Origin of the sequence: Mycobacterium sp. (assembly GCF_051006775.1) — a bacterium.
Lineage (GTDB): Bacteria > Actinomycetota > Actinomycetes > Mycobacteriales > Mycobacteriaceae > Mycobacterium.
On record NZ_JBPCSX010000096.1, the window covers coordinates 34,284 to 49,109 of the forward strand.

The window sequence follows — 14,826 nt, forward strand, 5'->3', positions numbered from 1 at the left end:
CAGAGAAACGCGAAGAGGTCTTCGACCATGCTCAACACCGATATGACACTTCCTGCCCTGTTGCGCCAGCAGGCGAACACCCAGGGCGACGAACTGGCCTTCACGTTCATGGACGGTGCCGTGCTCGGCACGGGTCACCCGGAGAGCCTGACCTGGAACCAGCTCTACCGGCGGGTCCTGTCACTGGCCGAGGAGCTGAGGAAGACCGCCACCAAGGGCGACCGGGTGGCGATCATGGCTCCGCAGGGGCTGGATTACGTCGTCGCGTTCTACGCATCGCTTCAGGCCGGTCTGATCGCGGTGCCGCTGTCGGTGCCGATGTTCGGTGTGCACGACCAGCGGGTGGAGTCCGCCCTGGCCGACAGCGTGCCGTCCGTGCTGCTGACCACCTCGGCAGCCGTCGCCGATGTGAACAAATACGCCAGCCCTAATGGTGGCCGTCCTGCGCCCACCGTCCTGGAGGTCGACGTCATCGATGTCGACCCGGCTCGCGCACTCGACGAGACCGATGATTCGTGCCACGGCCCGGCCTACCTTCAGTACACCTCGGGCTCGACCCGCACACCGGCCGGCGTGATCGTGTCGCACAAGAACGTGACCAGCAATATCGAACAGATCGTCGGGGACTACTTCATCGAGTACGGCGGCAGCGTGCCCGAGGAGACCGCGGTGGTGTCGTGGTTGCCGTTCTTCCACGACCTTGGTCTGATCATGGGCGTCTGCTCGCCGCTGGTGACCAATTGCAGCGCAGTGCTGACCAGCCCGCTGGCGTTCCTGGCCAAGCCCGCCAGCTGGATGCAGCTGATGGCGCAGAACCCGGTGTGCTTCTCCGGTGCGCCCAACTTCGCCTTCGAACTCGCCGCCCGCCGGACCACCGATGCCGACATGGAGGGTCTGGATCTGAGCCGAGTGCACGGCATCCTCAGCGGAGCCGAGCGTGTGCACTACGGAACCGTCAAGCGGTTCATCGACCGCTTCGCCAAGTTCGGGCTCACCGAGAAGGTCATCCGGCCCTCCTACGGTCTCGCTGAGGCGACGCTGTATGTCGCCTCACCCCCGATTTCGCACACCGTCCGCACCGCCCGCTTCGACCTCGAGGAGCTTGCCGCCGGCGTCGCCCAGCGCAGCGACTCCCGGCCGGAGAGCGGAACCGAACTGGTCAGTTACGGACCGCCGCAGGCCTACCCGGTTCGCATCGTCGACCCGGAGACCGGTATCGAGGTGCCCGCGGGCACCATCGGCGAGATCTGGACCCGCGGCGATAATGTCGCCCTGGGCTACTGGCGCAAGCCGGAGCTGACCACCAGCGTCTTCCGCGCCCGGATCAACAACCCTTCCGAAGGCACCCCGGCCGGACCGTGGCTGCGCACCGGTGACCTCGGAACCATCTCCGATGGCGAGCTGTTCATCATGGGCCGTATCAAGGACCTGCTGATCGTCGACGGGCGCAACCACTACCCCGAGGACATCGAGGCCACCATCCGCGAGGTCACCGGCGGCCGCGTCGCTGCGATTGCCGTCGATCACGATTCCTCCGAGAATCTTGTCGCCATCGTCGAGATCAAGCCCGCGCCGGAACTGGACTCGGTCAAGCACGAGGTGGCCGACGTGGTGTGGAAGTCGCACAATCTTCGAGTCGACGACCTGGTGCTGGTGTCACCGGGATCCATCCCGATCACCACCAGCGGCAAGATCCGCCGGTCCTCATGCCGGGAGCTCTACCGCGATGGTGAATTCCAGAGGATGGATATCGCCGTATGACCCAAGCCGGCGATGAGGAGGCCGATCTTCGCCGCTGGCTGGTCAGCTACCTGGTAACCAATGTCGGCTGCGACCCGGACCAGGTCGACGTCGACATCCCGTTCAACGAGCTCGGGGTCGGATCGCGCGACGGAGTTGTGCTCGCCGGTGTGCTCGCCGAGTTATTGGGCCGGCCGGTGTCGCCGATCGACATCTGGCAGACCCCGACCATCGCGGGTCTTGCCTACGCGCTGGCCCATCCCGACGCCGAAGCGGCGCAGACGGCCGAAGGCAGTCTCGCCGCCCTGACTGAACCGATCGCCATCATCGGTCTCGGCTGCCGGATGCCCGGCGACATCAACGGACCGGATGCGCTGTGGGACTTCATATCTGCGCGCCGCTCGGCGGTGAGCACCGTACCCGACGACCGCTGGCAGGCCTTCGATGACGGCTCGCCCCAAACCGAGCATGCACTCGCCGGAACGACCCGGTGGGGATCGTTCCTATCCGACGTCGCGGGTTTCGACGCCGAATACTTCAACATCACTCCGCGCGAGGCCGACTACATCGACCCGCAGCAGCGCCTGATCCTCGAGGTGACGGTCGAGGCACTCGAACACGCCGGCATCCCGGCCGAGTCACTGCAGCGTTCCCAGACGGGTGTCTTCGTCGGTGCGTGCGTCAGTGAGTACGGGTATCTGGCCTCGCGCGATCTCAACCAGATCGAAGCGTGGACGGGGACCGGCGGTGCGCTGAGCATCATCGCCAATCGGTTGTCGTACTTTCTCGACCTGCACGGGCCCTCGCTGACCATCGACACGGCCTGCTCCTCATCGTTGGTGGCAGTTCACCTGGCCTGTCAGAGCCTGCGGACCGGCCAGTCGGATCTGGCCATCGCCGGCGGGGTCAACCTGCTGCTCTCACCGGTGGTGACGCGTAGTTTCGACCGGGCCGAGGCCATGTCGCCCACCGGCGCATGCCACGCCTTCGACGCGGCTGCCGACGGATTCGTCCGTGGCGAGGGCTGCGGGGTCGCGGTGCTCAAGCGGCTCTCCGACGCGGTGCGCGACGGTGATCGGATCCTGGCGGTCGTGCGCGGTTCCGCGGTCAACCAAGACGGCCGCTCCAACGGTCTGATGGCCCCCAATCCGGCCGCGCAGGCCGCTGTGTTGCGGGCCGCCTGTGCGGACGCCGGGGTGGAGCCCGCCGAGGTCGGCTACGTCGAGGCGCACGGCACCGGAACGCTGCTCGGTGATCCAATCGAGGCCCGTGCTCTCGGTGCCGTCTACGGCAGGGGACGCCAACCCGCCGATCCGCTGCTGGTCGGCGCGGCCAAGACGAACCTCGGTCACCTCGAGGCCGCTGCCGGTATCGCCGGTCTTATCAAGACCACCCTGGCCGTGCAGCGTGGCGAGATTCCCCCCAATCAACACTTCGATAACCCCAATCCGCACATCCCGTTCGACGAGCTTCGGTTGAAGGTCGTCGACGAGCCGATGACATGGCCGTCGAATGGTCAGCCGCGCCTGGCGGGGGTGTCCTCATTCGGGTTCGGCGGGACCAACGCCCATGTGGTGCTCGAGCAGGCTCCGGAGGCCCCGCTACGCCTGCCGGTTCCTACGCCGGCGGCGACCACGCTGGTGGTCAGTGGGAAGAGTCCCGATCGGCTGGCGACGACGGCCGCGATGCTGGCCGACTGGATGACCGGTGCCGGGGCGGCGGTTCCGCTGGCCGAGGTGGCGCACACCCTCAACCACCACCGCACCCACCAGGCGAGCTTTGCAACCGTCTGCGCGGTCGATCGCGATGAAGCCGTGGCCGCACTCCGGGCGCTGGCCGAAGGACAGACCGCGACCGGAGTCGTCGGCCCGCACCCGGGAGCCTGTGGCCCGGGCGTGGTGTTCGTGTATTCCGGCCAGGGTTCCCAGTGGGCGGGCATGGGTCGGCAGTTACTCGCCGATGAGCCGGCGTTCGCTGAGGCGGTCGCCGAACTTGATCCTGAGTTCATCACCCGGCTGGGGTTCTCACTGCATGACGTGCTGGCCAATGGTGAACCGGTCGAGGGTTCGGTGCGAGTTCAGTCGGTTCTGTACGGCCTGCAGGTGGCGCTGACGGCGCTGTGGCGCTCCTACGGCGTCGAACCCGACGCCGTCATCGGACATTCCATGGGTGAGGTGTCCGCCGCGGTGGCCGCCGGAGCACTGACCGCCGCCGAGGGTCTACAGGTGATCGCCGCACGGTCGCAACTGATGGCGCAGTTGACCGATAAGGGCGCGGTCGCGTTACTGGAACTCGGCGCAGCCGCCACCGAGGCGCTGATCGACCCTTACCCGGGGGTCACGATCACGGTGTACTCATCCCCGCACCAGACCGTGGTGGCAGGCCCGGCCGACGAGGTCGACGCCGTCATAGAGGTGGCACGCGAGCGCAACGTCTTTGCCCGCAGGGTGAACATGGAGGTTGCCTCCCATCACGCGATGATGGACCCGATCCTGCCGAAACTGAAGGACGCACTCGCCGATCTGATACCCGGATTTCCGGTCGTTCGGGTCATATCAACCGTCGAGAATGCCGGTGAGGCAACGCAATTCGATGCTGTCCACTGGGTGGCCAATCTGCGCAACCCGGTCCGGTTCGGCGATGCCATCGCCACCGCCGGTGCCACCAACAGCACATTCATCGAGATCAGCCCGCATCCGATCCTCACCAAGGCCATCACCGACACCCTCGAGGACCCGGACACGGGCAACAAGCATCATCACAGCTTCGGCACCCTGGCGCGCGACACCAATGACACCGTCGCATTCCATACCAGTCTCAACTCGACGTTCACCGCCCGGCCGCCGGTCGGTCCGCACCCGCCCGAGCCGCACCCCGCGCTGCCCGTCACGCCGTGGCGTCACACCAGACACTGGCTTGATTTCGCACCTGTTCGCAGCGGGTTCGGAACCCGCCGCGGTAGGGCACTGTCAGCCGGGGACAGCCCGGTCCCAATCGATTGGCTGTATGAGCCGAACTGGCCCATTCGTCCGCTGCCCGCCGGCTCAATCGGCGCGGGCGGATCGTGGCGGGTACTCGGCGACGACCTGCTGGCTGCCGAACTGGGCGGCGCCGAGCTCGGGGACGGCGAGCTTGGGGATGCGGAATACGTACTGTTCGCCCCGGCGTCGACGGGGGCATCCTTCGATATCGCGTCGGCCTACCGGCTGTTCAATGAGGCCCGCCGTGTCGCCACCGATCTGGCCGCCCATGCCCAGGGATCACAGCCACCGAAGCTGTTCTTCCTGACCCGCAACGCCCAGCCGGTCATCGATGGTGACCGGGCCAACCCGGTGCACGCCGTGCTTTGGGGACTCGGCCGCACGTTGGCCCTCGAACTCCCCGAAATCTGGGGTGGTGTCATCGACGTGGACGAGTCGATACCGGCCGTGCTGGCCGCCCGCCTGGCGCGAGACGAGGCCACCATCGGCGACGGTGAGGACCAAGTCGTCTACCGCTCGGGTGTGCGGCATGTGCCGCGCCTGGAACCCGGCGCCCCGCCGGCTTCGCACGCAGTGTTGACCAAGGACGGTAGCCACCTCGTGATCGGAGCCACCGGTCACATCGGCCCGCATCTGATCCGGCAACTCGCCGAGATGGGCGCCGGCACGATCGTCGCGGTGTCGCGAAACCCCGGTGAACGGTTGCGCGATCTTGCCCAACAACTCGCATCGACCGGGACGAATCTGGTTCAGGTGGCAGCCGACGTCACCGATGAGTCCGCGATGGCCGCACTATTCGAACGGTTCGGCGCGGATCTGCCGGCGCTGGACGGCATCTACCTGGCGGCATTCGCCGGAGGCCCGGTGACGCTGGCTGATATGACCGATGACGACGTCAGCACAATGTTCCGGCCGAAACTGGATGCACTCGGGGTACTGCACGCCCTGTCCTTGCGGACGCGGGTTCGCCATTTTGTGCTGTTCTCGTCGATCTCCGGTCTACTCGGTTCGCGCTGGCTGGCCCACTACACGGCCACCAGCACGTTCCTCGACACCTTCGGCTACGCGCGCCGCAATCTCGGCCTCCCTGCCACCGTGGTGAACTGGGGACTATGGAAGTCGTTGGCCGACTTGCAGTCTGACGCCGGCGAGGTCATGGCGAACGCGGGACTCGAGCCGATGGCTGATGAGGTCGCAATCCGCGCGTTGCCCCTGGCGATGGGTTCCGGCGCGCCGGTGCGGATCACTGTCGTCGACGCCGACTGGCCGCTGATTGCCGCGGCCTACCGGACCCGTGGAGCATTGCGCATCATCGACGACGTTCTTGAGCGCGATGCGGCCACTGGTGCGGATGCACCCGAGAGTGAGTTCCGCAAGGCGCTGCGCGAATGCCCGTCCGAGGACCGCCGGGAACTGTTGGCAGAGCACATCCTGGCGACCGCATCCGCCGTGATCGGCCTTGCACCCGGCGATCGTCTGGACCCGGAGGCGGGATTCTTCCAACTCGGCATGGACTCGCTGATGAGCGTCACACTTCAGCGCACTCTCAGCGCGAGCCTCGGCATCGATCTGCCGGCCGCGTTCATCTACGAGAACCCGACGATCTCGTCCCTGACCGAGGCACTGTGCGAGCGCATGGGCTGCGACGCGGCGCCGGCGGCCAAGTCCGGCGTCGCCACCCGCGCCCAGCAGCGAGCCAAGGCGCGTCAGGGAGCGGCGAGCAGACGGAAAGGACATGTCGGGTGACCAACGACAATGCGATAGCTGTCATCGGAATGGCGGGCCGCTTCCCCGGCGCGGGTTCTCTGACGCAGTTCTGGGAGAACCTCTGCGCTGGTAGGGAGTCCATTGAAACGTTGTCGGAGGAGACACTCGTCGCCTCGGGAGTGAGCGCCACGACATTGGCCGATCCCACCTATGTCCGGAGGGCACCACTGCTGGACGGGATCGAGGATTTCGACGCGGAGTACTTCGGGATCAACCCGTACACCGCGCGCATGATGGACCCTCAGCAGCGGCTGTTCCTACAGACCGCCTGGCACGCACTTGAGGATTCGGGGTACGACCCCGAGCACTACGACGGATCGATCGGTGTGTTCGCCAGCAGTACCGCCAGTGGTTATCTGATGGACAACCTGATATCGCATCGCGACGTCAATACGCTTGTGGGCGAGGGCATCACCGTCGAGATGTTCAACCTGGTGCTGCTCAATGACAAGGATCACCTGGCAACCCGGGTGTCACATGAATTGAATCTGCGTGGGCCGAGCATGTCCGTGCAGACCGCATGTTCGTCGTCGTTGGTCGCGGTGCACCTGGCCTGTCAGAGCCTGCTGTCCGGGGAATGCGATCTGGCATTGGCCGGCGGGTCCGCGATCCGAGTGCCACACCAGGTCGGCTACACCTACGAATCCGGCGCGATGATGTCGCCCTCAGGGCACTGCCGGCCCTTCGACATCGGTTCCGACGGAACGATATTCGGCAGCGGGGTAGCAGCGCTGATCCTCAAGCCATTGCAGGCGGCCCTCGACGACGGTGATCGCATCCACGCCGTCATCCGTGGCTCGGCGGTCAACAACGACGGCGCGTTGAAGATGACCTACGCGGCCCCCACCGTTTCCGGGCAGGCTGAGGTAATCGCCGAAGCGCAGGCCGTTGCCGAGGTCGACGCCTCAACCATTGGATTCGTCGAAACCCACGGCACCGGAACCCCACTCGGTGATCCGATCGAAATCGAAGCACTGCGAAAGGCATTCGAGGCAGCAGAACTCGAGCGGCCCGGCCCATGCGTCCTCGGCTCGGTGAAGTCCAATATCGGCCACCTCGACGCCGCATCCGGAGTGGCCGGACTGATCAAGACGATCCTGTGCCTGCAGCACAGGGCGATTCCGCCGACCGCGAACTACACCGCGCCCAATCCCGAACTACATCTGGAGAACACACCGTTCGTCGTGTCGAACACCTATCTCCCGTGGGAATCCGAAACACCGCGGCGTGCCGGCGTCAGCTCCTTCGGCGTCGGCGGCACCAATGCGCACGTCGTGGTCGAGGAGGCTCCCCGGACCGCGGCCGGAGGCCCGGCACCAGGCGGTCCGCAGGTGTTGCTGCTGTCGGCCCGCACCGCCGAGTCCCTGCAGGACGCCAGGGCAGCACTTGCCACCGAACTTGCTCGCGATGAGAAGCTGCCACTCGCCGACGTCGCGTTCACGCTTGAGAAGCGCCGCACCCACGAGTTCCGGATGGCTGCGGTCGTCGACGGCCACGCTGACGCCCACGCCGTACTGTCGGCGGACGAGCATGACAACGTCTCGGTCGGGCTGGCACCTTCGGTCGGGAACGGATCCGACCGGGTGGCATTTCTGTTCCCCGGCCAGGGTTCCCAGCATGTCGGCATGAGCCGCGGGCTCTACGACACCGAACCGGTGTTCCGGGAGAGCTTCGACCGGTGTGCCGCCGGCTTCCGTGAGGAACTCGACATCGACCTCAACGCAGAGGTTTTCGATGCGGAGACCGGTGCCACCAGCCTCGAGTCCACCGATCTGGCTCAACCCGCGCTCTTCACGGTGGAGTACGCCCTGGCACAGCTGACCATGTCCTACGGCGTCACACCGACGGCGCTCGCCGGGCACAGCATCGGCGAACTCGTGGCGGCCACCCTCGCCGGCGTCTTCGACTTGCCGACCGCGATCAAGGTCGTCGCACTTCGGGCGAAGCTGATGCACGCCGCACCCCCGGGCGCGATGGTGGCGGTGGCGGCCAGTCCCGCCGATATCACCGACCAACTCGGCGGGGGTGTCGACCTTGCCGCGATCAACGAACCCGGCGGCTGCGTCGTGGCGGGACCTGAGGATGCGATCCGCGAGTTCACCGACGCCGTTGCCGCCAAGGGCATTCTGGCCCGCCGCGTTCGCACGTCCCATGGTTTTCACTCGCAGTCGATGGATGTCGTGCTCGCACCGTTCGCCGAGTACCTCGCGACCGTCACATTGCGGGCTCCGGCCATTCCGATGCTGTCGAACGTGACCGGCACCTGGATGACCGACGAGGAAGCCACCGACCCCAATCGGTGGGCCCAGCACATCCGATCCACCGTGCGCTTCGCCGACGAACTCGAGGTGCTCCTCGGTGAAACCCACCGGGTGCTGGTCGAAGTCGGCCCCGGCGGCAGTCTGACCGGGTCGGCCGTTCGGCAACCGGGTTGGTCGCAGAACCACCGCGCGGTGAAGATGATGCGGCACCCGTTGCAGAACAGGAAAGACCGCGATGCGTTTCTGCTCGCACTCGGCCAGCTGTGGTCGGCCGGTGTCGAGGTGGACTGGACGGTGCTGCAGGGAGAACATGCCCGACGCGTGACGCTGCCGGGCTACGCCTTCGCGCGCCAGCGGCACTGGATCGAGCCCGCGGCCTTCGTGAAGTCTTCGGTCGGCGCAGTAGCGGCCGGCACCGGCGATGCACAGCCGGCGGAGAACAAGGGCGGTAGCGCCGCGGACGCCCGCTCGCAGATGCAGGCGACGCTGGCACAGATCTGGTCGCAGTGCCTCGGCGTCACGACGGTGGCACCGGGCGACAACTTCTTCGAACTCGGCGGCGACTCACTGCTGGCGATCGGTGTGGCGATGACCGCGTCCCATCAGGGCCTGGAACTCACGCCCCAGGATCTTTACGACCACCCAAGCCTGACCGCACTGGCCGACACCCTCGTCGCCCGCTCCGGATCCGGCAGCCTGTCAGGTCAGGACACCGGCGATCTGGGCCTTCCAGTCCCGCCGAATATCCTGCGCTTCCTCGAGGGTGGGTTGGCCGAGGCAGGCCGGTGGCGGGTGCCACTGGTGCTGCGCATCGCTGCGCGGGTGAGCGTCGACGACGTCCGGTCGGTGCTGACTGCGGTGACCAACGCCCATGACGCGCTTCGTATGACGGTCACCAAGCGAAAGGGGATCTGGGAACAGCGGATCGGCGAACCGGTCGAGTCAATCCATGTGGCGGAGTCCGCATTGCCCGGAGGTATGGCACCGGGAACGCCGCAGGAGCGTGAGGCGCTCGCGGCTATTGTCGCCGAAACTGTTGCGGCACAGGATCTGAGCAGCTCGCCACTGACGGCGACCCGGGTCACAGACAGCACCGGCGAATCGCGTTTCCTGGTTCTGACCGTGCACCAGATGGTCTTTGACGCGACCTCACGAGACGTGTTGGCGACCGACCTGCTGACCGCATTCGGTCAGCGGCTGGCAGATCAGGACATCGCTGTGGAACCGGCCACCGCACCGTGGCGGGAATGGTCACAGCGCTGTGCCGCCCTGGCCGCCCATCCCGCGGTGCTTGACAGCCTGGACTACTGGATCGACAACGCCGCGAAGACGACGTTGAGCCTGGCGGGCCTTGACACCGATACCGAACCCACCGGCCCGCCGCACGCCGCGGATCTCACCAAACTGGCGACCGGATTGACCGCCGAGCAGACATCGCAGTTCGACAACGCCCGCAGGCTGTTGCAGTCCTCGATCGAGGCGATCCTGCTGGCCGCGCTGGCGCGCACCATTGCGGTCACCCTCGGCGACGGCGTGGCTTCGGTCGACCTGGCCGGTGCAGGCCGGTCGGTACTGCGGCCGGATGTCGACCTGCGCAGGACCCTCGGCTCGTTCTCCACGGTCTACCCGATTGCTCTGCCGTGCGCATCCGGTACCGCCGCGCCGGAACTACTCAGCGAGGTCAGCCAGGCCCTCGACGCCGTGCCCCATCACGGAATCGGGTACGGACTACTGCGTTACCTGAACGCTCCGACCGCCGCGCTGCTCGCGGCCGCGGGCACCGCGGACATCTTCGTCTCCTACCTCGGCATGATCCCCGAGTGGCAGCACAACGATGCACCGGTCCAGTTCGACCCCGACAACGAGCTGGCGATCCGGGACACCCTGCCTGGGTTGGGTCACCCGCTTGAACTGAGGGCGTATCGCTACGGCGGCGAGCTGCGGATGGACTGGTGGTACGACAGCCGGCGGGTACGCAGCGGCACTGTCGACGCGTTCGCCGAACAATTCCCCGCAATCCTGATGGAATTGATCGGTGACGCGGTTGCCGGTGATGAGGGTGGCGATGACGATGCCGATGATGACGAAGCCCTCGCGCTGGTCGATCTGTCGGCGGCCGTGCTCGACGATGACGAGTAGGTAGCGATGTCGGAGTCCGGCAAAGGCGTCGATGTCGACGGCGTCGGTAAGTCGTTCGGCCCGGTTGACGCGTTGCGTGACATCTCGTTCGACGTGGGCCGCGGTGAGGTAGTGGCCCTGCTGGGTCCCAACGGCGCCGGCAAGACGACGACTGTGGAGATCCTGTCGACGCTGACCAAGCCGGATCGTGGACGTGCGATCGTCGCCGGTCACGACGTGGTCTCCGACCCGGCGATGGTGCGCCGGTCGATCATGCTCACCGGCCAGCACGTCGCCCTCGATGATATGCAGACCGGATACGAGAATCTGGTTATGTTCGGCCGGCTCCAGGGACTCAAGAAAGCGGCGGCGCAGAACAGGGCGCGCGAACTCCTGGGCGAGTTCGATCTGGAGCATGCGGCCGGTCGCCGAGTCGGCACCTACTCCGGCGGAATGCGCCGCCGCGTCGATATCGCCTGCGGACTGGTGGTCCGCCCCGAGGTGGTGTTCCTTGACGAGCCGACGACCGGACTGGATCCGCGCAGCCGCCAGGGCATCTGGGATCTGGTCACCTCGTTCAAGTCGGCGGGTATCGCAACCCTGTTGACGACGCAGTATTTGGAAGAAGCCGACGCGCTCAGTGACCGGATCGTCGTGATCGACCACGGCACGATCGTCGCGCAGGGAACCGCCGACCAACTCAAGGAGCGCACCGGCGGCACGTATTGCGAGATCGTGCCCCGCGACCCCGCCGACGTCTACGCCGTTGCGGGTGCTCTCGGTTCGCTTCTACCGGCGACAAGCCGGGCTGCGCTCACTGCCGAATCCGATCGCGTCACGATCCCCGCCCCCGACGGTCCGGGCACGTTGACAACGGTCGTGCAGCGACTGACATCAGCGGAGATCGAGTTGGCCGATATCGCATTGCGACGGCCGTCGCTCGACGATGTGTTCCTGGCGCTGACGGGGGGTCCGGCCACCAGCTCAGCGCCGACGGACGCGGCTGGCGAGGTGCGGGCGTGACAATCCTGACCGCCAACCGGCCTGCACCGGCGACGGTGCAGCAGTGGTGGGTGCTCACCTCCCGTCTGATCGCCCCCAGCCTGCGCAATGGCGAGGTCGCGGTGGGAATCGTCACATCGGTGGTGGCGACCGCGGGTTTCTACATCCCACTGAACCGGCTGATGGACGGCCCTGACCTACCGACGAGCAGCTACGCGCAATACCTTCTGCCGCTGATCACTCTGCAAGCCATCGCCTTCGCGTCGGTGACGACCGCGTTCCGGGCCGCAACCGACTCGGTGCAGGGGCTCAATCGCCGGCTCAAAGCGTTGCCGATCGCGGCGCTGACACCGTTGGCGGCCCGGATCTCCGCGAGTTTCTATCGTTGCGCCATCGCACTGACCGTCGCAATCATCTGCGGCTATGTGATCGGATTTCGTTTCCACCGCGGACCGCTCGACATCGTGGCATTCTGCCTGCTGGCACTTCTCACCGGTCTGGCGCTGTCGTTCATCGGTGACGTCATCGGAACCAACTCACGTAATCCCGCCGCGACTACCCAGTGGCTGCTGCTGCCGCAGATGATCTTCGGGTATCTGTCGGTGGGAATCCAACCGGTGCAACGCTTTCCGGAGTGGATTCAGCCGATTGTGCGCAACCAGCCGGTGTCGCAGATCGTGTACGCCCTGCAGGCGCTTGCAGGTGACAGCTCACCCGGAACGGCACCGGTCACCTGGTCGGTCGTCGGCCCGGCCCTGGCCTGGATTGTCGGCCTGATCGCCTGCACCGTCCCGTGGGCCATCGTGGTCTACCGGCGGAGGATCTGATGGCGATCCTGGTGGATGCATCGAGTTCGGCTGGCGCGCGCGCTGACGCGGAAACCTCACTGTCGACTATGGCCGCGCAGACCGCGGTGCTCACGAGGCGATTACTGGTCCGGCTGATCCGCAACCCGATCACCATCGCGTTCGCGCTACTGCTGCCGGTGCTGTTTCTGCTCACGATTGACATCGTCCTCGGTGACTCGATCGAGGCGGTCACCGGCGAGAACGGGATTTACCGCAGCGCGCCGCTGATGGCACTGGTGGCGGCGATATCCGGGTCCGCAGTGGGCATGATCGGGATCATCGGCGAACAACACGACGGATTCCTGAACCGGCTCTGGGTGCTGCCGTTGCATCGCGGGGCAGGCCTGCTGGCGAGACTGTTCGCCGAAGTCATCCGACTCTTCGCGACGACGTCGGTCATCCTGTGCGTCGGATTCGCTCTCGGCTTCCGTTTCCATCAGGGCATCGCGGCCGCCGTGCTGTGGCTCACCGTCCCGGTGATCTTCGGAGTGGCGTTTTCCTCCGCGGTGACCATGGTCGCACTGCACTGGCCGAAAGCACTTCTGGTGGACGCGATTCAACCCGTCGCGGGTATGGGTCTGGCTCTGTGCACCGGATTCGTTCCGGTCGACAAATACCCCGAATGGGTTCAGCCAGTCGTCCGGTATCAGCCGATGTCGACCGCTGTCGACGCGATGCGCGGCCTGTCGGTCGGTGGTCCGGTGCTGGTGCCGATGCTCGGTACCCTCGCGTGGTCGGTGGGGATCGTCGCGCTGTGTTTCTGGCCCATCATGGTGGGCTACCGAAAGGCAAGCACAAGCCGCTGACCGGCCACGCACTTCAAGAGGAGGGTTCACGGTGTTCGACTCATCGCCGATTCGGTATTTGGCGCCCAGTGAGGAGTTCTTTGCACAGTCCGAGAACTTCATCGGTCTGACTCTGACGCTGCGCGGACCGATCGTTGTCGATGCGATGGCGGAGGCCTTCAGGACTCTGCTTCGGGTGCACCCAGCGCATGCCGGGCATCTCAGCAGGGGAGCGGACGGTCGCCACCAGCTCATGGTCGATGATTTCGAACATGCCGGCATATGGCTCGAGAAGATCGACGATCCGCTGTCGCAACGGCTTCCGAACCAATCCGAGGCACTGGTCAACCTGCGATTGAGAATGGGTGACGAGCGCTCCGAGCTCACGCTTTACATACATCACTCGCTGGCTGACGCGCACCACCAATTCGTTCTGCTGGAGCAGTTGTTCGGTTGGTACACCGATATCGTGACGGGCGCAGGTGTGGGACCGGTCAAGGTCGAACCCATTCCGGACTCGTTGGAGTCGGTGCTTACCACCCGCGGCATCAGCAAGCTTCAGCGATTCGGACTGGAACGGTTCATGCCGGCGATCTTCGCCTACGACCTTCCTCCGTCAAAGCGCAACGAAGGACGGGTGGGGCCGCAATCGGTACGTGTGCCGTCGGCCACCTGTCGGCTTACCCGCCAGGAGAGTCAGAGCCTGCTCGACATTTGCGCGTCCCGCCGAGTCAGTCTCAATGCGATGGTCGCGGCTGCGATCCTGATGTCCGAGTGGACTATTCGGGATACCCCGAACATCCCGATCCCGTACACCTATCCGGTCGATCTGCGCTTCTTCCTGACCCCGCCGGTGGGTGCGACCGAGGCCACCAACCCGATCGGGATGGCGATGTACCTGGCCGAGATCCACCCGGACACCGATGTCATCGACCTGGCCCGCGATATCGCCGAGGCGTTCCGCTCCGATCTGGCCGAAGGCGTGATCCAACAGTCCTTCCTGCACTTCGGCCAGCACTACGAGGGGAACCCTCCCGGTTTGCCCGATGTGGTGATGGCCACCGACAGCGGAGATATTCCATCGCTGCGCACACCGCCGGAGTTGACAGTCGAGCAGTTCGGCTTCGAGGTTCTCTTCGCTTCGACCGCGGCGGGTGTCGATATGTATTCAGCGATCATGTACGACGGCACATTGGTGATCACATATCACAGCCATGGCGCGCGACCCGAGCAGTACACTGACGCGATCCACAAGCTGCTGGTGGATATCCCTTCGCGCTACGGATGGGCCACAGAATAAATTACCAAGTAGCGAAAACGACTG

Annotated in this window: 7 protein-coding genes; all 7 read left to right on the top strand. The window is 65.7% G+C overall.

Going from position 1 to position 14,826, the window contains the following annotated elements; genetic code table 11:
* Positions 1–27: 27 nt before the first annotated feature.
* Genes ACR2JI_RS07105 through ACR2JI_RS07135 form a run of 7 tightly spaced genes read left to right on the top strand, consistent with a single transcriptional unit; the run spans position 28 to position 14,802 of the window.
* On the top strand, positions 28–1,761 hold the full coding sequence (locus ACR2JI_RS07105) for a fatty-acid--AMP ligase (protein ID WP_526389377.1): 1,734 nt from the start codon (positions 28–30) through the stop codon (positions 1,759–1,761).
* Positions 1,758–6,467 (top strand): SDR family NAD(P)-dependent oxidoreductase, encoded by a 4,710-nt coding sequence (locus tag ACR2JI_RS07110; protein ID WP_526389378.1) that lies wholly within the window; start codon positions 1,758–1,760, stop codon positions 6,465–6,467. Before ACR2JI_RS07105 ends, ACR2JI_RS07110 begins: the two co-directional genes overlap by 4 nt.
* Positions 6,464–10,888, top strand: a complete 4,425-nt coding sequence (locus ACR2JI_RS07115; protein WP_526389379.1) for a type I polyketide synthase — start codon at positions 6,464–6,466, stop codon at positions 10,886–10,888. The genes ACR2JI_RS07110 and ACR2JI_RS07115 overlap by 4 nt, the downstream gene beginning before the upstream one ends.
* 6 nt (positions 10,889–10,894) lie before the next feature.
* Complete coding sequence (locus ACR2JI_RS07120; RefSeq protein ID WP_526389380.1) at positions 10,895–11,890, top strand: efflux ABC transporter ATPase subunit, DrrA-related; 996 nt, start codon at positions 10,895–10,897, stop codon at positions 11,888–11,890.
* Entirely contained in the window at positions 11,887–12,696 is an 810-nt protein-coding gene (locus ACR2JI_RS07125; protein ID WP_526389381.1) for an ABC transporter permease, read from the top strand. Before ACR2JI_RS07120 ends, ACR2JI_RS07125 begins: the two co-directional genes overlap by 4 nt.
* On the top strand, positions 12,696–13,523 hold the full coding sequence (locus ACR2JI_RS07130) for a GNAT family N-acetyltransferase (RefSeq protein WP_526389382.1): 828 nt from the start codon (positions 12,696–12,698) through the stop codon (positions 13,521–13,523). Before ACR2JI_RS07125 ends, ACR2JI_RS07130 begins: the two co-directional genes overlap by 1 nt.
* Positions 13,524–13,554: 31 nt before the next feature.
* Entirely contained in the window at positions 13,555–14,802 is a 1,248-nt protein-coding gene (locus ACR2JI_RS07135) for a phthiocerol/phthiodiolone dimycocerosyl transferase family protein (protein ID WP_526389383.1), read from the top strand.
* Positions 14,803–14,826 lie beyond the last annotated feature (24 nt).

Bases quoted from the DNA above. Each gene is read 5' to 3' on its own strand.
- ACR2JI_RS07105 (WP_526389377.1), top strand. From the start codon at position 28: ATGCTCAACACCGATATGACACTTCCTGCCCTGTTGCGCCAGCAGGCG.
- ACR2JI_RS07110 (WP_526389378.1), top strand. From the start codon at position 1,758: ATGACCCAAGCCGGCGATGAGGAGGCCGATCTTCGCCGCTGGCTGGTC.
- ACR2JI_RS07120 (WP_526389380.1), top strand. From the start codon at position 10,895: ATGTCGGAGTCCGGCAAAGGCGTCGATGTCGACGGCGTCGGTAAGTCG.
- ACR2JI_RS07130 (WP_526389382.1), top strand. From the start codon at position 12,696: ATGGCGATCCTGGTGGATGCATCGAGTTCGGCTGGCGCGCGCGCTGAC.